A 19,545-nucleotide genomic window follows, 5' to 3' on the forward strand; every position below is an offset into this window, starting at 1 on the left:
GCTCATGTTGTGCGGCAGTGGTATTCACGATGTCTCATGCCCTACGGTTTTTGGCCCCCGAGGTCCGGGCCCGAACCGGCGCGGTTGGTCGGCGTGGCGCCCTGTCGCCGGCGTCGGCGGCGAGGGCGGCCTGAACCGCCGGGTCTCGAGCGACCGCGGTGTCGAGGACTGGATTGATCAGCCCGCGCGACCACAGATAGGGCATCCACCGCTTGGGCAGCACCACCCGCGGTGTTCGCCGATGTACGGCATCTACCAGAGACTCTGCGGCGCAAGCGGCGCTGATCGGGTGGCGGAGCATCCGCGGGACGCGTTTCGCGAGAAGCTGACCGCGTCGGTCGTCATCGAGGCTGCGTGCCATCTCGGTGTCGACCATTCCCAGATACACCAGGGTGGTGGACGCCGCCGTGCCGCCGAGTTCCATCCGCAACGTACGTCCCAGTTGCTCAATGGCTGCCTTCGACGCCATATAAGCCGCCGATCCGGGGCCCGGCAGCGCCGCCGCCACCGAGGACACGACGGTGATGTGGCCCTGGGAGGCAAGCACATACGGCAGGGTGGTGGCGATCGTGTTGTAGACGCCGAGTACGTTGGTCTCGATGATGTCCTCGAAGTCACTGGCCGGCAGATCCCACAGCGCTGCCACGGCGGGCGCGATACCGGCGTTGGCCACCACGATGTCGATGGCCCCGTAGCGATGCCGGATCCGCTGCAGGCAGGCGCGCAACGCGCGCCGGTCCCGCACGTCGGCGACGAACTGCTGACCGTGGGGGCGGCCACTCCCGTAGTCCAGATCGATCGTCGCCACGGTGGCGCCGCGGCGTTCCAGTGCTGCTGCCGTCGCCGCCCCGATGCCTCGGGCTCCGCCCGTCACCACCGCGACAGTGCCCGCGATCCACGATCCGCGCGCTCGTCTAGTCTCGATCATCGGTGCAGCCGCCCAGGCGAGGTGGACGTCGACCGTCTCGGCGTCGCGCCGGTGCTGCTCGGCGACGCCTCGGAAGCGGGCGCGGCCGACACCGACCGAATCTCGACGTGCACGCCGTTGAGGTGCGCCATCCCGGCGAGCGGCTCGAGAGACCCCACGTCTGACGGTGTGAGGTCGTTGACATTGACCGCACTGCCCAGGGCGCCCCAGCCGTGGGGCAGGGACACGACCCCCGGCAGCAGCCGCGGGGTCGCTTCGATGACCGCGACGACAGAGCCTGTCGCCGAAGTGATCTGGACTTCCTCTCCGTCGGTGAACCCTTCGCGGCGCACGTCTGACTGGGCCATCATGGCGCGCGGCTTGCGTGCGCCCTTTAGGTGCAGCCAGCTGTTCAGCGTCCCGAACTCCCGGCGCCCGATGAGCAAATACCCGGTGCGCGGTGGCCGGTAGCGTTCGGAGGAGCCCAGAATCCGTTGCAGCTCACCGAGGATGGGCGGTGCGGACAGGGTGATCTCGGGCACCTTTCTGCTGGCGTCTTGTTGTCGGCGACTGACGCGACGCGTCGGGTCGGCGGCGGTGCCCGAGAATCCGAAGGGTCGGATCCGGTAGGTGCCGACGACGGTGATCAGCCGCAGCAGAATCTTCATGGCGATGGTGAGGTCCATGCGCAGGACGGCTCCGGCGGCTTTGCGGCATGCGGTGCGCCACAACGAGGTTGCTGGCATCCCTGTGAGCAGGTCGCCGAGAATCAGTCGCTCCTCACGGGCATCGCCGCGGGGCGCGAGGACCGCGCCGGTCCGCTGCACGGTTGGTTCCAGCATCAGCGGCAGGAATTGCACCTGGGTGTCCGATCGTTCCAGCCACGTGGTGGCGGGCAGCACGTAGTCGGCGTGCCGGTTGGTGTCATTGACGATCAGATCCAGCGACACCAGCAGGTCAAGACTGGCCAGTTTGGCGCCCAGCTTCGACCCGCCCGGGACGCTGAGCACCGGGTTGCCTCCGGAGACGAACAGCGCCCGCAGCCCCCGGTCGGCGCCCCGGTCGAGTTGGTGGTTGAGTCCGACCGCAGGAAGGAACCCCATGACCTCCGGGATGCCGCACAGGTGCCAGCGCCGGTAGCCGGAGAAGCCGGCCAACCGGGCGACGAGCTTGAGGACCCAGGGCGTGGGGTTGCACACGGTGGCGCCGGCGCGGTTCAAATTGCCTGTTAGGTAAAGGAATATATCGACAAGGGCCGCCAGGACCGTCCCGTCCCGGCCCGTGCATGCGCCGGTTCGGGTGTAGATGGCGGCCCGCGGGGAGGCCAACCGTAACGCCAGGGCGCGGATCTGGTCGGCGCCAATTCCGGTGTACTGCGCGGCGACCTCGGGGGTTGCCGGGGCTATCACCGCCGCGAGCGACGCCAAGCTCGCGGCGGTGTCCTTCGCGATGGGGTCGACCGCGCCGGCGGCGAGCACGGTGTTCACCATCGCCATCAGCAGCCAGATATCTGTTCCCGGGCGGATCGCGATGTGCTCGAATGCGCGCGCGGTTTCGGTTCCCCGTGGGTCGACCACGACGACGTGGCCGCCACGGGCAGTGATGTCACGCAGACGCTGCGCGATGCGCGGTGCTACGACCAGTGAGCCGTTGGAGACGAACGGGTTCGCCCCGAGGACGAGCAGGGTCTCGACCGTATCCAGGTCGGGCACCGGTATGACTGTCGGGTCGCCGTAGAGCAGCGCGGACGCGGCGAAACGATTGCCGCCGTCCTGCGACACCGCCGAGAACAGTTGCCTGCTGCCGAGGGCACGCATGAACAGCGTGGCAGCCACGGTGTGTGTCCCGCTGAACGCCGCGGGGTTGCCCAGGTACAGCCCGACACTGTGCGGGCCGTACTGTTCCACGATGCGGGCCAGTCGCGTGCTGATGTCCCGGTTGGCCTGCGCCCAGCTGACTTCGCTGAAAGTGCCGTCGGGCCCGCGGCGCAGGGGGCGTACGACCCGCGCCGGATTATTTTGCACCTCAACCATGTTCACGCCCTTGGCGCAGGCGTAGCCACGCGACGCGGGATGATCGCGGTCGGGCCGCAGGGCCACCAGCTGCCCGTGTTCGACATTGGCCACCAACCCGCAGAGCGCCTCACAGTTGCGGCAGTAGGTCCGAATCAGATCGTCCACGTCACCGCCCGCGTGCCGATTTCACCGTCGCCGGCACCGGGAGGAATCGGCGCACCCCCGACATGTAGGTGTCGTTGGCAGACCCGAACACGCGCCGGAGCCGGTGATCTTCCAGTAGCCCGTACGGAACGAGCATCGCCAGGTTGACCAGCCACAGGGTCAGGGCCAGGCCGCCGTGCAACGCCGCCGCGGCCGGCATAATCATGCCGCCCACGGCGATCGGATGGCGGATGTAGCGGTAGATACCGCCAACGGTGTGCGGCGGCGGGCAGGTGCGGTACTCCTCGGCGAAAGCGGCCGCCGGCAGCCCGATGGTGCGTATGGCTACGACGATGACCCCGGCACCGGCTGCGGCGATCACGGCGGCGAGCAGGAAGCTGCCGATGGAGAACACGCCGAAGGACGACCATTGTCCGGTGCGCAGAAATGCGACCGCTCCGGCGTGCGCCGGGGCGGTGTTGATGGTGGTGATGGCGGCGAACAGGAACAGGATGTGACCGCGAAGGGCCCGCCGATACGCCGTGTCAGGGTTGTGGTGCATATACCGCCGCCGGCTGCGGGGAAAAATCCAGCCCAGCCACAGCAGCCAGACGATCCAGAAACCTAGCTGGACGACAACCGCATCGATACCCCACCAGTTAACGAGTGCCAGCCGCAACCCGACCAGTCCCAGGATGGCGAGAAGTGGGGCAAAAAGGAAGCAGACGCGTGTCTGGAAACTGCACTCGCGGCCGGCCGCGGTCAAGACTCCCGCGATGCCGCGCAGGCGGTCCTCATTATGCCGATCCCGCGCGTCCAGTCCCAGCTCACCGGAGCCGAGTCCTCCCTCCGTTGACAAGGAACCCCTGACAGCACATGGCATTGCCACTTCAGCATCGGTACTTCGACTGCGTCGAATCACTGGCCCCCCTAGACAGTGTGAAGCACGCATTCAACCCCCGTTGTGTGTTGTGGCGCACATTAGATACCGCCGGACACATGTCCAGCAAGTCCGGAAGTACCCACTGTGATTTGGATCTCAGGTGCTCCTGGTCTCCCAGCTGCCCGACACCGGGCTCGCACCACGCTCAGCGGCAGAGCAAACGCTCGGCGACAATGGCGCAGGCGCTCCGCCCAAAAGTGGTGTTCCACCTGCGCCGTATCGCTCGACTGACGACGTCCTACCCACGACTTCGTTCAGAAGCCGCCATGGAGGCGCGCCTCGACGAGTTGGCCAACCTGGTGCGCCGGCGCCTGCATGTGTCAGGCGATTCCCAGATTCGAGAAGAGGAAGCCCCCGACCACCCATTCACGACCTTCGTCGAAGGTCAACACGGGCAGGAGTTCTCGGTCGGGTGATCGATATCACAGCCGCAACAGCGCTCTACATTCACGACGTACAACCTCCGTCCCCCAATGGCACCGCGCGGGTAGCAGTCCACGGGTAGGTAATCGGTGCGACGGAACCAAGCGCGGCGGCTGTTGTCGCGCGCGACCCGCACGAAACCTTCCCCGGCGCTAGGACGGAGCACACCGGAACTGTGCCCAGCCCGCCACCCACACAACGGCGCCATAGACGCCCAGCCACGGGGGAGCGGCTCGCAAGGGCAAATCGGCCTGACGTATGCCGCTGCCGCTGCTGCGGCCGCGGGCGCCGGATCGTCGTGCGGGACTGTCAGTCGGAAGCTGGATTAAGCGTCTCTGCAACAGGTTTCTCGTAGCGTTGCCGAAATCTCGATCGCAGGCCAGATCACTCTAGCCAATTCGGGGGACCGGTCTCATCTGGGGTTGGATTCTGTTGCGTATTGATGTTCCCGCATAAGTGACGCGACAGCGCTATTCCGTTGTGGGAACAGTTCCGATCGGGAGTGTTCCCGCTAAGGGGCTGGCTAGCGCAGTGCGAATGTTGCCGTAAACGGATGCAGGAAAGCGCTCCGACTTCGGATGGCGTAATAACTTGTCGGGCGCCCCTCGATTGCGCGTTGCCATTTGGGGAACGCGCAACTTGGCGCCGGCACCGTCTGGATGGCAAGAGATTTGATCGTTTGGTGCGCTGTGTCTCAGTCTATTGGATGATGTTGGTGCCAGTCGGTGGCGTGTTGATAGGCGTTGCCGGTGCGGACAAGGGTTGCTTCGTCGAGGTGCCGGGCGACGAGTTGGAACGTCAGTGGTAGACCATCGTGGGTGAATCCGCCCGGCAAGGTGATTGTGGGATTGCCCGACATGTTGAAGGGTTCGGTGAACCGCCACATCAAGGCGGTGCCTTGCGGGGTGGCCCACAGTTGGTTGATCCGTTCGATGGTGAGATTGTCGGGTGGTTGCGACGGTGTCAGCAACACGTCGATGTCGTTGAACAAGGTGGCGAGCCCGCCAGTGAACGCGCGCCGTGCCTGTTGGGCCTTCATCACATCTACGCCGGTGGTGGCGCGGCCGACGTCCAGCAGCGCTGCCAGGGGACCGTACTCACGGCGTCTGGATGGGTATGTCGCCTCGTGGGCGATCGCGGCTTCGGCCGCGCAGGAGGCTAAAGCTGGTAATCAACAGGTGTGGGCTCGGTACGTGGACTTCCTTGATGTTTGCACCGAGTGTTTCGAACACTCGTCGGGCCGCTTGGACCATGTCGATGGTTTGCGGGTCGGCTCCGGTGTTGTTGTAGGCCGGGTCGATTCCTATTCGTAGATTGTCCAGCCGCGCATCGAGATTGGCCAAGTAGTCCGGTACCGGTGCGCTCACACTGGTGGGATCGTTGGGGTCGTGGCCGGCGATCACCGATAGGATCGCGCCCGCGTCGGCGGCCGTGCGTGTGATAGGGCCTACGTGGTCGAGGCTTTCGGCCAATGGGAACACCCCGTAGCGGCTGACCCGGCCCCACGTGGGTTTGAGGCCGGTGACACCGTTGGCCGCCGCCGGATATCGGATCGATCCGGTGGTATCAGTGCCCAGGGAGCCAAAGCACAGACCCGCGGCGGTGGCCACCGCTGAACCGCTCGACGAGGATCCGGCCCAGTGCGCGCGGTGCCACGGGTTGACCGGGGGTGTCACGGTTGGGTGATAGTCGCCGGAGGCGCCTTCGGTTAACGCCAGTTTGCCCAGCAGGATAGCCCCGGCGTCGCGAAGGCGTTGCACCACGGTGGCGTCGTAGTCGGGGCGGTACTGCGCGTAGATCGACATTCCCGCGGTCGTCGGAATTCCCTTGGTGCGGCACACATCTTTGACGGCAATCGGGATTCCGTGCAGCGGGCCGCGGTAGTTCCCGCTGGTGATCTCACGTTCGGCCCGCTTGGCTTGTTCGATGGCAAGCGGGCCGGTCACCGTGGCATAGGCGTGCAGGCTCGGCTGCAAGTGGTTGACCCTCTCGAGCAGAGCGCGGGTCAGTTCCACTGGGGAAACTGACCAGACTTGAGCGCGGCCGCGGTGTCGAGAAGTGAAGAGTAGTGCGGTTTCGCTGCGCCAGTAGAAACCGCGGCGGGGGTGGTGGTGGTGTCGGCTGCCGGCGTTGCGCACGCGGCGCCGGCTGTGGCCGTGGCGGACACGACCAGCGCCGCGGTCAAAAACCTTCGACGCTCTATCCCTACATTTCGCGGCGAATCCCCCATACCGGCCAGTCAAACTCGACGCTTGGCGTGCGCCGGGGACCAACACGCATGAACATCGATTGACTCGTGGGTGGTGCAACCCGCGAACGGTTTGTCGATTACCGTCCGGGATCTCGGATTCGCCACCTGGATGGCAAGACCGTGGCCGCCGGCTCCGTGCCAACGCGAGAGACTGCACAGCTAAGGCCGCTGTCGTCCACTATCGAGAAGGGCAACTGTCTCGATTGTCTAGGAACGAGACAGTTCCGGGATGCCAACTTTGTTGTCGGGCGCCGACGTTAGGGTGAATTGGCATGCGGTCGGGACTCGGGCCTGGTCAGCGTGATCGCTTTCGAATTGATCGTCAGCATCCCCGTCCAGCTATTGGCGCCAAATATCGTCAGCCGCTTCGGACACCGCACGGTGATGGCGACGGGCTCACTCACGCTGGCTCCGGCACTGCCGCGGCTTCACATCTGGTGCTGTCGAACCTGCTGGGCCAAGTACGGGCCGACCGCGCTGTAACCGATCAACGAAATCTGCCCGACCAGCGCAGCCGCGCTGATCTACGCGTGGCGGCCAGATCCTGGAGGGCCGTGGTCGACGGGGTCGACGAATTCGGTACGGTAACGCGCCGGAGCTGGCCGGGGGCCGGGGCCGTGAATCGGGTTCCGGTGTGGCCCTACGGTTTATCAAGAAGAGGGGAAAGTGATGTCCGCTGCTGGACCAGTATTGGTGTGCGACGTATGTGAACGTCGTGTCGAGGGATCTGATGGATATGTGACAGTCGATGAGATCGCTGCCCGCGATCGCGGCCCCGAGATCGAGGCGTGGAAGGCGCGAGGTGGCAGCCGCAGTCCGCGTGAGCTGCTGGAGGCGCCAGCACCGATCGCCTGGCATATCTACCACCAGGAGTGCGATCCCGCCCCTGAGCACGAGGGTTACAGCCTCCTGGCGTCGCAATGCTCGACATGGCCCCAGCTTGTCGCCTGGACGGCTCACGTCCTCGAGAAGCCTTGGCTGCAGTACACGACTTGGGGGTCGCTGCTGCGAACGATTCTGACCAGCAGCGGTGAGAGCGCGGCCGTCGGCCGCTAGAATCGGCGGGGCCGCGCTTCAATCCGTTAAGCTGCGGTTGTTGCGTAAACAGGTCGTTCGGGCGACCATTTATGTATGCGGGATATGCCGACCTCCGTCGCCGCCGAGTATCTGCGAGTCTCGCAGCGGCAGGTCGAACGCCTGGCGCAGGCCGGCGAGTTGACCGTGACGCGCACCGTTGCCGGTGCGCTGCTGATCGACGCGGCATCGGTGCACCGGCTGGCCCAGGCGGACCGCCACGGTGGCCGGCCGGCGTCGGCGGCAACGGCGTGGGCAGCGCTCACGCTGCTGTCGGGCGAGCGGGTCGGCTGGCTGGACCGTTCGGCGCTGTCGCGGCTGCGGCACCGACTGCGCAGGGCCGACGCAAACAGCCTGTGCTGGCTGACGCGGCGCCGCGCCACAGTTCACCGGATGCAGGGCTGGGGCCAGGACGACGGTCTGCTGCACACCGGGGTGAGCGCGCTGCGCGACCCGGCCACGTCCGCGCTGTTCGACCTAACGCCGGTCGGGCGCGGCGCCGACGGTTACGTGCGCGCGCGCGACTTCGATGACCTGATCGTCGCGTTGGGACTTTTTGACAATGTCGAAGGCTCGGTGACGGTGCGCGTGGTCCCCGACGAGGTGGGCTACGCCGTCGATCACGTGCTGGTCGCGGCGGTCGCGGCGGACCTGGCCGAGTCGCTGGACGCGCGTGAGTCCGCGGCCGGCACGCGCGTCCTCAACAGCCTGCTGGATGACTTCCGGTCCAGCGACGGACACCTGAACCGGACGTGACCGTGCGGCACAATGGTGATCGGCCGGCCGGCGGAACGGTGTAACCAGCCGCGCGGCCCGCTCGGTCGATGCGCGGGCGGTTCGGCTGGCCAGGCACAATCGGCTTGGTGAACACCGAAGCTGACGCCATCCGACCGATCTGGGAGATTGCCGCGCCACCGGGCGGGTGGACGCCGCCCCGGCCGTGGGTCGTGGAGATCGTTCGGCTGATACCGCACACCCAGTGGACGCTGGTCGGCGGAATCATGGTGCAGCTGCACGCCGTTCACGCGGGGATGCAGATCACGCGCTCTACGCGTGACGTGGATATGGTCCTGCACATCGAGACCGGCGCCGTGTCGTACTCCGGGGTACGCGCGAAATTGGAGCAGCTCGCATACGTGCTGCGTGAGCCGAATGGGGGAAGGGCCGGAACACCGATTCGTCCGAGGGGACCACGACGACGAGCAGGTCGACGTGATGGTCGCCGACCACCTCCCGCCCAGCCTGGAACAGAAGGCATTGAGGCGCAAGGTGTTCGAGGTGCCCGGAGGTACTTCGGCGCTGCGCAAGACTGTGAACTGTCACGTGGTCGTCGGCTCCGAGGCCATTGTGCTCAGCATCCCGGACGCTGTGGGGGCAGTGGTGCTCAAGGGGGCCGCCTACCTCGAAGATGCGCGGGATCGCCGCCGGCATCTCGACGACGCCGTGGTGCTCGCCTGCACGGTCAGCAATCCGATGGCCGACCGCAAACGGATGATCGGCAGCGATTCCAAGCGCGTCCGGGCGCTATGGAGCGTCCTGCAGGACCGCGATCACCCGTCGCGGATCGCGGTAGGGGAACGGCCAGCGCTAAGCGGTCACAACGCCTTACGGATCCTCGCAGAGACGAAATGACCAGAATTGACCCGCGCTGAAGACCGCCGATACCCTCAACGTGCACGCCCGGTCGGATCGTCGCTACCTCGGTAGAACCCGCCGGGCCTTCTTCCTTTTAAGGGGCGCTGCGGAGTCTTTGGTTCATCGGGACATCCCGTTTCGGTGAGCGTCCACCGTATTTGGGTCAATCCGCGCGTGCCTGCGTGGTGGTGCCGTGGCGGCGGCCCGAGGACTTTCGTCGACTCCCGCCCGTGTCCCCGATGTCGTCCTGCCTTGCGGGGGTGTACGGCATAAGAGTTGAGCCCCGGTCCGAATCCGGAACCGGGGCTCAACTGAGATTCTCCGCTGTCTCCGGGTGAGGGCGAACCAACATGTGCCCAGAGCAAGTGCTCGTCATTGTAAACGCCGACAGCGTCGAAGGGCAGCGATGCTGTCGCGCGGATGTCCGCGACGTCGGTGTGCTGACACGGAATCACCTTCGACCGCCTCCTGTGCGCGGGGACGGTGTCGGCCACGCCGTGTTTCGGTAGCGCTGTAGAGGCTGTTGGGGGTTGACGCGAACACTGCTGAAGGCTGGCTTCATCGAGACAGCGGCGTGTACCCCAGCATCTCGGCGCACGGTGTGCACAGGGTTTTGATCCGGTGTCGCGCTACATGCACCGTTGCTAGTCGGCTGCAGCGTTCGCATGTGGTTGCCGAGACATGTTCGGCCTCATCGGTGATGGCGTCGAACGCCTCCAGCAGTTCGGGGGCGGGGTCATCGCCGCTGGGTGCGCAGTAATACCGCAGGGCGCCGAATTTCTCCTTGATCTGATGCACGACGTAGTCCGCGTCGAGCGTAGCGAGGCGAGCATCGGTGGCGATGACCAGTGGATACCAGCCGAGGTCAACACCGAGCGAGCGAGTCCACCCATCCGGGATCCGGCGCAGGATCGTCTCGATCGCTGCGGCGTGCGGGTCAGCGTTGGGCGGGATCTGCACGCTTAGCGCTCCGTGTCGGTGAATCCGTCGCTGCCAACGGATCTTTGCATGATGGCGACTGCCGGCCGGCCCCGCACAAAGCCGCCCGACAGCCGTGTGGTCCTGCGCGGCCTCTGCGTGAGGCAACCGTCGCACGGCACGGCGTCGGCCGTTTCGCATTCGCCCGCCTTCTCGGCCAACATTGAGACCACATGACGTTATTGAGCGCGGTGCGCCGCAACGTGGTTCACCGCGTCCCTGCCCGCTGGCGTAAGAGCAAAGAACTTTTTGCGGCCTTGGTCCCCCGAGGTGATGTGCGCCCATCCCTTCTCCAGCAATGCGCTGAAGGCGCGCGACAGCTCGTCACGGCGAACACCTGACCCGTCGCTCAAGGTTGACGACAACAGATCAGACGGCGACACCACCTGCGACCGCGCCAAGGCATTCGAGACCAGCTGCGCTACTTGCTCTTTGCGCGTGTCGCAGCGACTGGCGGCGCGTTGGGCGTCGATCGAATCAATGCGCCGATCCAGCACTTCCGACAGTGCCCACATCGCGCCGGCGAGGAACACCTGGCTGTCGACGCTCTCCAGGTACTTCGTTGGCGTGCTCTGAACGTGTTCGCTGCCGCGCAGACGATCCCGCAGGGCCCCGACCGCGCGTTGAGTGGTGCGCACGTCGTGTTCATCGCCGCTGATGGCGATTCGTCCGATGTCGCTGACCAGGCCGACGGCGGGCCCCAGATCCGGCTTTTCAGCCGACAGCGCCCGCTCACCCAGACCGGTGAGCAGATCTGCGAGTCGGTCGGTCGCGAACTGCGCCATACCACACAGTCTACAACAGTTGTCAACTGTTGTGGGCGATGTTTGCAGCGTACTCGCACTTGGCAGCGTCCGGTCGGGTTTCGTCAGGTGGTTGGGCGGTCTGTCGGCCAGGTGTTCGGCGACACCGGATGTCGCGATAGGTGGGTGCCACGACATCACGGTTGTCACTCACCTTCGGGTCGCATCTGGCATCACTGCCGCCGGCTTACCGTTGATCGCGGCCGCCGCACGTAGGCGTGCTGTCCGGGAACCCAGCGGAAGCGGATTTGCAGGTGCCACGACGCCGGGCCAGTAGTGGGTGCCAGTGTGTGGTAACACGCCGTGCCGTATCCAAAGGGTTGGGTGCAGATGCAGTGAACATTGTCGATGCGCAGGGGTACCCCTAGGTGTTCGTCGAGGAGCAACGCGAGGAACTCATCGTGTCGTCGTGCAAGCTGCGGCGAGCACGACGAGATGTCGTCAGTGGTGAGTTCCAAGATCCAGGTATCGGCATTCTCCCAGCCATCGACGATGTACGGCGTTCCCATCTGGTGAAAGATTGCCAGTCTTCTCAGCAGCGCTGATCCCAGCGAGGCCAAGTCAGTCAGCAGCCACATCTCGTAGTCCTCATAGGCCCCGACCGGTTTCTTAGGATCCCACCGCGGAATCGCGCCTGCGCCTTCGGCCTCGTCGCGCCGCAGCTGCAGCACCTCGCGCCAGCTGCAGGCAGCACGGACCGTCAGTGTCGCCGCGGTACCCGCAAGCCCAACAATCAAGTCACCCCTTGAGCTTGCGAGGACCCGCAGTCCTGGCACTCCGCTTTGGGTCTCACCGTCAGGGCCGCCACATGGCAACAGCTCCTCGCACCACCGCAGCGCTACCGATGTTGCAACGCTTCGACGTTCGTCGAGGTGGATGATCGGCGTTCGGTGCTCCGGTATCCGGATACGAACGGCGCCGAGTGGACGTGCGTCGGCTCCCATCCATGCGCGTTGCAGTCGATGCATGACCCACGCTTCGAGTAATGCCTGATCGCCCACAGCCGAGGGAATGCGAGCATGCGGATAAGGCGGCTGCCCGGTGGACCGGTTCAGCAACTCGCGCCGTGATTCGCCGGTCAGCAGACGGCGCTTTTGCAAAAACTCATCAAAGTACGACACAGCGATCCCTTCAGGCACCTGCCACCGAAAGCGCCGCTGGGTTGCCGGCCAAGAATCAACGATCAAGCATCGTGACGAATGGTTCAGGCCTGACCTGATTGATCCCCTCATGGCGCCGCGAAAGCGGTGGCCCCGGCACCGGGGATAGGCCTCCAATCCGGCCGTCGCGAACGATCATGGCGCGAGGCCGTCACATTCGCAAGCCACCCCGGGGTGCGGGCCACCGTGCGATTCGACAGCACCGGATCGCCCGGTCGCAGTCTGGTTCCAGTTGGTCTGACGCAGACTCCGAAGCAGACCAACGAGCCATGATTCGACGAGTCCTACGTGAGAAGGCGGCGCTTTGGTAACCGTCACTGAGTGCAACCGCAACAAGGTTGCGGCGGTGGACGCCCAGGGCGCCCTACACCGGTGAGAGCACTCCGTTGGCCCATGTGCTCGTCGGGGCGCCCACGCCCACGGATGGTTCGCGGTCCTTTGCCTCGGCGGCATCTACATGGCTGCCCGACTCGTGAAGACGCCGCCGAAGCGTTTGCCTGAGCGCTGAAGGCCTAAATCGCTAGCGGCACAGCGAAACCAGGAGCCGACCGGTGTGTTCTCGGCACGGCAGATAGAGATCCGGCCCGCTCCCAGTTACCTGGTGCGGGCCGAACGATTGCTACCAGCATAGAACCGGTCCGGTTCACATCCGCCGTCCAGCCCCAGAGCTCTATGCATCAGGCCCGGCAACGCAGGCGCAGGCCCCTACGGCGTTGAACAATTCCTGATGACACGCCCAGAACTGTTTGGGGTGATCCAGTCGGCGTGATTGTTCAGCAGCGAGGTAGCAGTCGCGAACGTGCCGGCATCAAGCGTGGCGGCAATCGCCACGCCAACAGACCCTCCCTTCGATATCGACGACGCCGACCAGGCGGGCGAGATGGTTACCGTCAGGATGCAGCCCCCAACCGCCCATTGCGCGGTGTTTCCGTCCGCGGCCCGTCCCCACTGCTGATGTGCCGTGATGTTGCGCATCAGCCCCAGCACCGACTCGACGCCACCCGTGCACGGCAGAGGCCAGGCGATGCTCGGTCGATCGCGATGAGCTGGTCGAGCCATCGAGTAGGCAACCGATTCCGTGCTCGTTAGCGAGGCTGGGTGTCGGTGGTCCAGTTTGCGCCGTCCCACCAGCGCCAGTACCGCGGGTCTGCGGGGTCGACGTACCAGCCCGCTGCCGCAAGATCCGGAGCGGGCTCGATATCGGCGGTGAACGCGGTCAACGGCCGATTCGGTGCACCGTCGGCACGAATGGGGTCGCGTCGGTCAACCGCACGGTACAGATCCGCAGCTGCAGTCGCGGCGAACCTGGTCGCCCGCCCGATGTCGGGTGTCGTCACCAGATGGAACACCGGCATGGGTTCACCCGTGACGGGATGAGTACCGACCCTGCTCGGGTCGTACTCGACGATGTACTGCCCATCGAAATCGGTCGGCGTACCGTCGGCCAGACCGACGATCCGAATGACGCAGGCCTCCCTGTGACCAGAACTCATGTGTCCCACCGTGCCTCACTGGTACGACAAAGACCGGGATGGCGCGCGACGGTTCCTGTTTCATCGACCGGAACATGCCTCTGTATAGCCAATGCGGCTGCGCCGGTCGGCCCGGAGGCCAGATGGAGGATGTAGTCCTTGGCAATGTCAGCGTCCAGCCGCCGATAACCGGTCCCGCTGGCACCAAGAACCGCATCGAGCGCCCGCGACTTGCCTGCGCCCGGGGCGCCAGCCGTTATGACGGCCACACCGCCGTGGCCAGGGTCCCGGCCGGGGCCAGGTAATCGGTCACGATCCGCTTGCGCACCTGCGCACGCCGCGGATCATTCTCAAACACCCTCTGCGTGGCGCGAGGACTGTCCGGCGCCAGCAGTCCACCCGCGGCGGTGAGACGCACAAGCTTCGCAGCCACCGCATCACGCAGAGAATCAGTCGAGGCGCTCACCCGGGAGCGACTGTGTCCTCGCGGGCACGACGGGCCCGGAACAGCTGCTCATACTCCTCGTAGGTCAGTTTGTCTTGCTGGTAGCCGAATTCGATGTCGTCCCAGGTGCCCCGTACGTAGGCGTCGGTGGGAACGCCGGCGATCTCGGGGACGTATCCCTCGGTGTAGTCGAGCTCGCTGAGCATTTTCAGCATCGTGTCGGTGTCGATCTCGCCGGCGTCGCGCTCATCGACGATATCGAGAACCGACAACGGTGCCACGCGCAGAGCACCATGGTTTTCGCGTTTCACCGCGGCAAGCGTGCGGCTGACGTGCGGCTGCGATACACCAAGCAACTCGGCGATCGCCGTTTGCGGGCGGCCAGCCAGTGCGGCTGCCACGATCACGCTCCGCTCGCGCTGTGCCGCCAGCCGGCGCTGTGCGCCGACTTTACGCAGGACAGCGTCAGTGATTGGTGTCTGCTGTCTCGAACCAGAACGTCCCATGAACTGTCACCGCCTCGTTATGCAATCAGTATAATTGCATGTCATGAGCGTATCCACCCCGTTTTCCGGGGTGGATACGCCCTTGGAGCTCGTGCTGACGATCGTGTCGCGGCAGAGGAACGCAGGCCTGCCGGGGCTGCCCGTTACGTAGCTCGTCGGCCGGCGAACAGCGACGTGACCATCCAGAACACGGTGAATGCGGTGTCCCAGTCTGTGGTTGCGGCCGCCACCCCGAAAAACGAAGTGGCGACCGCGAGCACCAACCAAGGATTCGGTGCCTCAGCGGGGATATGTGCGGGGTGTCGGTCCTCTACCCTCATATCTGTCCTCTACCTTTCACTCTGTACCAGCGGATATGGAAAAAGCGGACATTCAGCCGCCTCCGGGGCAACCCTGGCAGGGGTTGCTCTGGAGCGGTTCCCATCATCACGGCGATCTCTCGTGGTGTCTCAAACCACGGGTCGTGCCGCGGTCCTTTCTCCGCCACGGCCCTTGCGCACGGACTAATTCTGGATCCTCGGCCCGATGTGCACCGCGCCACGCCGGAGCCAATTTCGCAACCCGCTGTCGCGCACGGTACTGAGCGATGCGCTGAAAATTCCGGGGCCCGCGTCGTATTCGCTTCAAACCTTTTTTCCACCGCCCCATACTTGGGCCGACCGAGCTCCCCCCTCACACCCCAAAATTCTTCCGGGCACGACGAAACCGCCACCGCAGGCGGCGGGCAACGAATCGCGATTGCGGTTCCAGGGAACTGGTGAGCGTCAGCGGCGCCGGCGGCGTTCCTCTGCCAAGTCGACTACCCCGACTGCGGCCGCGCGGTGCTCCTCGACCGCCGCGGCGATGCGGTCAGCGTGCCCGGCGATCACCTCATCGGTGATGTATCGCTGGGCAGCGTGGCGGTCGATACCCATCAACTCAGCCATATGGTCGAGGTGGTCAGAGATGTCCTGGCGGGCGCTGTCTTCGGTCAGCTCAAGGCCGTGGCGGTCCCGCAAAATGTCGACCAGCAGGGTTGCCCGCCCGTTCAGCCAAGGGGAGCGGCGTGCCTTCGTCACAGCGCCGACCGTACCTTGGCCAGCCTTCCATCGACCGCTGGTCCGGCGCCTTCCTCACGGCCGGTGGCGCGTGGCTACGGCTCCGGGGCCGGTTCCACCCGTCGACACGTCGAAAGTGAACGGCCACAACACCTGTGTGCCGTCCTCGCCGCCCACGGGTCGGCCGGTCTCTAGTTCGAGGTTGTCGACCCACTGGCCCTCGCCCACCATGCTCTGCGCCTCGGCGTCGGCCGCCACCTTCACGATCTCGATGGGCGTGCCCTCGGTCACCACGACCTCGCCGCGCTGCTGCTCGTTCACGAGCGTCCATGCTGCCCGGCGCGGCGGGTGCTTGGGGGCGGCAATCAGTTCGCTGGTGCGAACGGGGAGTCTTAGCCTTTCGGCGGGTGCGGATCGTGACCGTAGGAATTCTTCTCAGCAATGGTGCCGTCGACGTTGCGAATCGTGTGCTCGACCTTGCGGGCCTTGGCCATGTCACGGCCGATCGCCTGCTGTTGGGCCTTCGTTCCGCCGGCATGCGCGGCCCGACTGCTACCTTCCACTTTCGACTTCCAGACGCCGCCCTCGTTGTAGGTGCTGATATCGCCCTTCGCCATCGCCGTCTCCTCACCAAGATCCGATCAGTGCTGAAGCTCAGATACCCCAGCAGCGGCGTTTACATTCATCAGACGGTCACCGGCATGGGAAAAGCTGCGCTCCACAGGTGCAGGGGAACGCAGCTTTTCACCCCGAGCCTAACCTGGCCATACCTGGGGAGGAACGCACATCTTCGGGCCGCCGGCTCCGGCCAGAAACGAGGCAGCCCCCGGCTGTGCCGTAGCGAAGCCGAGGGCCATCCTCATCCAGAATGCACTGAGGGGCGCGGGCCGCACACCGCAGTCCGGGCCCGTCATCGTCTAGATCCTCATGGTGTGGCCGCAGTTGCCGCAGTTGATCAGGCCGTGCCTGGTGACAACCACGTTCACGAACGTGAAACGGCAGTAGGGACAGGTGATCGTTGGCACCGATACTGATCTGGCCATTGTCGTTCTCCTTCAAGCGTGGAATCGGTTCTGCGTCAGCCGCGTTCGGTGACCGTGGTGTTGGGATGCCGACCGGCGGTGGAAGCCTTCACGAACCGGCCGGTGACGGCACTGCGGTGATGAGATCCACTGCTGCGGTTGGCCCCGCGCTCGGTGACGGTGGTCCGGGGGTTACGCGCCGCGGTCGATGCTTTGACGTAGCGGCCGGTAGCGGCACTGCGGTGATGTCCCTTAGCCATTGCGGTTGTTCCTTTCGGGTTTTCCGGATCCGTGTTGAACCGGATACCGGTGTATAAGTGCGCTCACCGCCCCGACCCCTGAATCCGTCGTGATCTTGTTCGCGCCCCGATGCGCGGCGGGCGAGCATCTCGCCTTCGGCAGCGGTCACCGATCGACGAGCCGCGCGCGCCGGCCGGGCGCCCAACGAGCTGGCCTCGATCAACTTGGTGATGTTCTTGATGGTGGTCAGGATGTCCTCCTTCGATTGCGGCGGATACGGGAACACTGGTAGCCGATGAGGTTTTCGACGCTCTTGGCATCGGACAAGCTCAGTTCGTCGGCGATCTCGCGATGGCTGAACCCCATCTCCTTCAAAAACACCGCACGGCGGGCCCGTTCGGTGCTGAGCTGGGCCAGGGCTTCGGCGACCGAATCGCGGGCCACGATGGTCTCCTCGATGCCCCGGATGATGTCGAAGGCCTCTTCGGGCAGTTCGGCCATCGGTGTGCAAGCCTGTTCGATCCGGTCGAGCTCGTCGCGCAGTGCAGTGCGGTAGATGTTGGCGAACTGGTAGAGGCATTGGCCGATGAAAAATGTGCTCAGCGACGCCCCGCCCGAGGATTGCCACCGGTGTGGTTTGAGCACTTTGTCTCGGAAGTACCCCAGCGCGGCGACCACGGTGTCATTGGCCAGGTTGTGCGCGATTTCTCGGTCGGGCCAGCCCTCGATGCGTCCCAGTCCGTACCCGGTGAGCGCTTTGACCTTGCCGTAGATGGTGCCCCGGTGGATCCAGGCACGCAGCACACCCACGCCGTAGCGGGCGAGCTCGCGACTAAACCGATCCCACGGCCGGCCCGCGAAGTCGTGCAGCTGCAGCGCCAGCAGGAGTTCCTCATCGGCTTCCAGACGACGCAGGCGTTCGCGTTCATCACCGAGTTCGAGCGCATCGTCATCGAGCCAACCGTTGACCAGGCCCTGGTCAACGCCCTCGCGGTTGTCTGGTTGTAAGCACGCGGAATCAACGGGCGGGCCGAGTCGGCGGTCCGGTCGATCCATGGGCTACATCTCCAGGAGGCGAGAAAGAGACACCCGATCCATACGGCTGTCGCTTCCTCTTAAGTCCACGCCTGGTCGCTACCCCTGAAAATTCCCGAAACCTTTTCCAGGTGTCGTTGAGCAGGTGAAACAGCACCGTTTCCATTGTGCTCCGTGTCTCTGACACCGCGCAGGTGCAAGCGCCCTGCGAAGGTGCCGACGACCCGCTCTCTCGGCCTCTTTGGGCCATACGCCGGAATCCGGTGTATGGTGGTCAGCGCAGACCCCCCCACTCCTGTGGATAAGGGGGTCTAGCTGTTTCTAGCGGCAATTTCGCGCGGCAGTCGGCGGCGGTCCCGCTCTGCCAGGTATTTCTCGTACCACCCGTGGGCGAACTCGTTGCGGGCGTGCCGGTCCACTGACGCATAGGCGCTCCACGCCACCAGGTCAGCCATCTGCACGAGCTGAGAGGACTTCGAATCGAGATGGATAGCGTCCTCGATGATGCGCCGTTCATCCAGCTTGAGGTTGCGGTGAGTGGTTCGGTAGGTGCTGTCGCTGCCGTCGCCGTCCATCACCACCACCCCGAGTGAATCGGTGGTGGCCAGCTCGTTCTCAAACTGCACGATCAGATCGCGGTAGAGCTCGGTCTTCGTCTTGGCGAGCTGTGCGGGATCGCCCTTGCGGTAGACCGCGCCGACAGAGAGTCCTTCCGCGGAGCGCATCGTGTCCAGGCACGTCACCGCGACTTCGCGGCCGAAGTCTTTCCAGTACTCGGAACCGTTGTGGACATGGCGGTCCGGGACGCTCTTGGAGATCCGGCCGCGGCCGTTCACATACTCGGTGGTGTGCAGCTCCTGGTGGACGGCCACCCGGTACTCACGCCACAGCATTTTTCGGGAATCAAGCCAGTTACGCAGCACCGATCCCCAGTGATCGGGACGGAACTCGATCCAGCCGTAGACCACGACCCCCGACTGAGGATGCCCAGAGTCGTCGATGTCGATCATGCGATCGAGGTGCCTTGCCACCTGTCGATCATCGCTCACTACCAGCTGCGACCCGCGCGCACCCGAGAAATCCGGGGTGGGCCAGCTAGTAGTTGAGCGAGACGAGCACGACGACCAATGACGCCTGCGGTCCTACTAGGACTCCAAACTGTCAGCGCTGTGCCCGCTACGAATCTTGGCTATCAACGAGTCGAGGTCCGTCACCCTTGATCGCACTTTGGGGCAAGTGACGGATATGAGGTTCCCCCAAAATGGGCTCAAAATGCGCTGCGCAAGACTGGGAGGTAGAAGCCCGGGGCTAAGGCTCGGTCACCTCGAAGAGATGCACCGGGCCGGCTTTCGCTCCGATATGTGTTCATACCGCCCGTCCCCGGAAAGGGGCGGGTTTTCACTTTCTGGGCCAAGCGGGCACGTCAGCGGAAGAGAGTTCGCCCGCCGGAGACGT

General features: G+C 65.0%; 23 protein-coding genes. 4 read left to right on the forward strand and 19 right to left on the reverse strand.

From position 1 onward, the window contains the following. Window positions 1-34 precede the first annotated feature (34 nt). The 3 genes from E0T84_RS24000 to E0T84_RS24010 are packed head-to-tail and all read right to left on the reverse strand — an operon-like array spanning window position 35 to window position 3,925. Window positions 35-928 carry an SDR family NAD(P)-dependent oxidoreductase gene (locus tag E0T84_RS24000; protein ID WP_070185360.1) on the reverse strand — a complete coding sequence of 298 codons (894 nt, stop codon included), beginning with the start codon at window positions 926-928 and terminating at the stop codon, window positions 35-37. Further along, window positions 925-3,087: a molybdopterin-dependent oxidoreductase gene (locus E0T84_RS24005; protein WP_070185361.1), complete on the reverse strand. Its 2,163-nt coding sequence runs from the start codon at window positions 3,085-3,087 to the stop codon at window positions 925-927. The genes E0T84_RS24000 and E0T84_RS24005 overlap by 4 nt, the downstream gene beginning before the upstream one ends. 1 nt (window position 3,088) lies before the next feature. Continuing rightward, the gene (locus E0T84_RS24010; RefSeq protein ID WP_070185362.1) at window positions 3,089-3,925 is read right to left on the reverse strand and encodes a methyltransferase; all 837 of its coding nucleotides are present in this window, start codon (window positions 3,923-3,925) and stop codon (window positions 3,089-3,091) included. 257 nt (window positions 3,926-4,182) lie between these two features. Here E0T84_RS24010 and E0T84_RS24015 point away from each other — a divergent pair, with 257 nt between their 5' ends. Beyond that, window positions 4,183-4,425: a hypothetical protein gene (locus E0T84_RS24015; protein ID WP_131823093.1), complete on the forward strand. Its 243-nt coding sequence runs from the start codon at window positions 4,183-4,185 to the stop codon at window positions 4,423-4,425. 701 nt (window positions 4,426-5,126) lie between these two features. Here E0T84_RS24015 and E0T84_RS32425 read toward each other — a convergent pair. Both E0T84_RS32425 and E0T84_RS32430 read right to left on the reverse strand, forming a co-directional pair. Next, entirely contained in the window at window positions 5,127-5,471 is a 345-nt protein-coding gene (locus E0T84_RS32425; protein WP_234998189.1) for an amidase family protein, read from the reverse strand. Window positions 5,472-5,529: 58 nt separating this feature from the next. Next, the gene (locus E0T84_RS32430; protein ID WP_234998190.1) at window positions 5,530-6,447 is read right to left on the reverse strand and encodes an amidase; all 918 of its coding nucleotides are present in this window, start codon (window positions 6,445-6,447) and stop codon (window positions 5,530-5,532) included. Window positions 6,448-7,421: 974 nt separating this feature from the next. Between E0T84_RS32430 and E0T84_RS24025 the strand changes: the two genes are divergently transcribed. From E0T84_RS24025 to E0T84_RS24035, 3 genes are all read left to right on the forward strand, one after another. After that, entirely contained in the window at window positions 7,422-7,739 is a 318-nt protein-coding gene (locus E0T84_RS24025; RefSeq protein ID WP_070185364.1) for a hypothetical protein, read from the forward strand. A 75-nt stretch (window positions 7,740-7,814) separates the two neighbouring features. Next, complete coding sequence (locus tag E0T84_RS24030; protein ID WP_070185365.1) at window positions 7,815-8,513, forward strand: DNA-binding protein; 699 nt, start codon at window positions 7,815-7,817, stop codon at window positions 8,511-8,513. A 387-nt stretch (window positions 8,514-8,900) separates the two neighbouring features. Beyond that, complete coding sequence (locus tag E0T84_RS24035) at window positions 8,901-9,389, forward strand: hypothetical protein (protein WP_234998191.1); 489 nt, start codon at window positions 8,901-8,903, stop codon at window positions 9,387-9,389. Window positions 9,390-9,950: 561 nt separating this feature from the next. Here E0T84_RS24035 and E0T84_RS24040 read toward each other — a convergent pair. The 14 genes from E0T84_RS24040 to E0T84_RS24095 all read right to left on the reverse strand — a co-directional run bounded on the left by E0T84_RS24040 (window position 9,951) and on the right by E0T84_RS24095 (window position 19,121). Beyond that, entirely contained in the window at window positions 9,951-10,352 is a 402-nt protein-coding gene (locus E0T84_RS24040) for a hypothetical protein (protein ID WP_070185366.1), read from the reverse strand. A 197-nt stretch (window positions 10,353-10,549) separates the two neighbouring features. Further along, window positions 10,550-11,155 (reverse strand): hypothetical protein, encoded by a 606-nt coding sequence (locus E0T84_RS24045; protein WP_070185368.1) that lies wholly within the window; start codon window positions 11,153-11,155, stop codon window positions 10,550-10,552. Window positions 11,156-11,346: 191 nt separating this feature from the next. Continuing rightward, window positions 11,347-12,312, reverse strand: coding sequence for a hypothetical protein (locus E0T84_RS24050; protein ID WP_131823094.1), 966 nt, complete (start codon window positions 12,310-12,312; stop codon window positions 11,347-11,349). 726 nt (window positions 12,313-13,038) lie between these two features. Further along, window positions 13,039-13,320, reverse strand: a complete 282-nt coding sequence (locus E0T84_RS24055) for a hypothetical protein (RefSeq protein ID WP_131823095.1) — start codon at window positions 13,318-13,320, stop codon at window positions 13,039-13,041. A gap of 98 nt (window positions 13,321-13,418) precedes the next feature. Next, complete coding sequence (locus tag E0T84_RS24060; RefSeq protein ID WP_070185370.1) at window positions 13,419-13,826, reverse strand: DUF2510 domain-containing protein; 408 nt, start codon at window positions 13,824-13,826, stop codon at window positions 13,419-13,421. Continuing rightward, window positions 13,823-14,074, reverse strand: coding sequence for a zeta toxin family protein (locus tag E0T84_RS32775; RefSeq protein ID WP_371726287.1), 252 nt, complete (start codon window positions 14,072-14,074; stop codon window positions 13,823-13,825). The genes E0T84_RS24060 and E0T84_RS32775 overlap by 4 nt, the downstream gene beginning before the upstream one ends. Next, window positions 14,062-14,238 (reverse strand): hypothetical protein, encoded by a 177-nt coding sequence (locus E0T84_RS31925; protein WP_212757730.1) that lies wholly within the window; start codon window positions 14,236-14,238, stop codon window positions 14,062-14,064. Before E0T84_RS31925 ends, E0T84_RS32775 begins: the two co-directional genes overlap by 13 nt. Window positions 14,239-14,267: 29 nt before the next feature. Next, window positions 14,268-14,756 (reverse strand): helix-turn-helix domain-containing protein, encoded by a 489-nt coding sequence (locus E0T84_RS24065; RefSeq protein ID WP_110764917.1) that lies wholly within the window; start codon window positions 14,754-14,756, stop codon window positions 14,268-14,270. 764 nt (window positions 14,757-15,520) lie between these two features. Further along, window positions 15,521-15,814, reverse strand: coding sequence for a hypothetical protein (locus E0T84_RS24070; RefSeq protein WP_083283972.1), 294 nt, complete (start codon window positions 15,812-15,814; stop codon window positions 15,521-15,523). A gap of 54 nt (window positions 15,815-15,868) precedes the next feature. Further along, complete coding sequence (locus E0T84_RS24075) at window positions 15,869-16,114, reverse strand: hypothetical protein (protein WP_070185371.1); 246 nt, start codon at window positions 16,112-16,114, stop codon at window positions 15,869-15,871. Between the two features lie 71 nt (window positions 16,115-16,185). Further along, on the reverse strand, window positions 16,186-16,410 hold the full coding sequence (locus E0T84_RS24080; RefSeq protein WP_070185372.1) for a DUF2188 domain-containing protein: 225 nt from the start codon (window positions 16,408-16,410) through the stop codon (window positions 16,186-16,188). 461 nt (window positions 16,411-16,871) lie between these two features. After that, window positions 16,872-17,075: a hypothetical protein gene (locus E0T84_RS24085; RefSeq protein ID WP_070185373.1), complete on the reverse strand. Its 204-nt coding sequence runs from the start codon at window positions 17,073-17,075 to the stop codon at window positions 16,872-16,874. 226 nt (window positions 17,076-17,301) lie between these two features. Next, entirely contained in the window at window positions 17,302-18,111 is an 810-nt protein-coding gene (locus E0T84_RS24090) for an RNA polymerase sigma factor (protein WP_070185374.1), read from the reverse strand. Window positions 18,112-18,401: 290 nt separating this feature from the next. Next, a complete protein-coding gene (locus tag E0T84_RS24095) occupies window positions 18,402-19,121 on the reverse strand; it encodes a DUF3800 domain-containing protein (protein ID WP_110764918.1) in 720 nt (239 codons plus the stop codon). Window positions 19,122-19,545: the final 424 nt, after the last annotated feature.

Origin of the sequence: Mycobacterium sp. DBP42, assembly GCF_005924235.1 — a bacterium.
In the GTDB taxonomy this organism is placed as follows: Bacteria; Actinomycetota; Actinomycetes; order Mycobacteriales; family Mycobacteriaceae; genus Mycobacterium; species Mycobacterium syngnathidarum.

Excerpts from the sequence above, each read along its gene's own strand:
- E0T84_RS24000 (WP_070185360.1), bottom strand. The coding sequence starts at position 928 with ATGATCGAGACTAGACGAGCGCGCGGATCGTGGATCGCGGGCACTGTC.
- E0T84_RS24015 (WP_131823093.1), top strand. The coding sequence starts at position 4,183 with ATGGCGCAGGCGCTCCGCCCAAAAGTGGTGTTCCACCTGCGCCGTATC.
- E0T84_RS32425 (WP_234998189.1), bottom strand. The coding sequence starts at position 5,471 with ATGAAGGCCCAACAGGCACGGCGCGCGTTCACTGGCGGGCTCGCCACC.
- E0T84_RS24030 (WP_070185365.1), top strand. The coding sequence starts at position 7,815 with ATGCGGGATATGCCGACCTCCGTCGCCGCCGAGTATCTGCGAGTCTCG.
- E0T84_RS24045 (WP_070185368.1), bottom strand. The coding sequence starts at position 11,155 with ATGGCGCAGTTCGCGACCGACCGACTCGCAGATCTGCTCACCGGTCTG.
- E0T84_RS24060 (WP_070185370.1), bottom strand. The coding sequence starts at position 13,826 with ATGAGTTCTGGTCACAGGGAGGCCTGCGTCATTCGGATCGTCGGTCTG.
- E0T84_RS24065 (WP_110764917.1), bottom strand. The coding sequence starts at position 14,756 with ATGGGACGTTCTGGTTCGAGACAGCAGACACCAATCACTGACGCTGTC.
- E0T84_RS24080 (WP_070185372.1), bottom strand. The coding sequence starts at position 16,410 with ATGGCGAAGGGCGATATCAGCACCTACAACGAGGGCGGCGTCTGGAAG.
- E0T84_RS24085 (WP_070185373.1), bottom strand. The coding sequence starts at position 17,075 with ATGGCTAAGGGACATCACCGCAGTGCCGCTACCGGCCGCTACGTCAAA.
- E0T84_RS24090 (WP_070185374.1), bottom strand. The coding sequence starts at position 18,111 with ATGGATCGACCGGACCGCCGACTCGGCCCGCCCGTTGATTCCGCGTGC.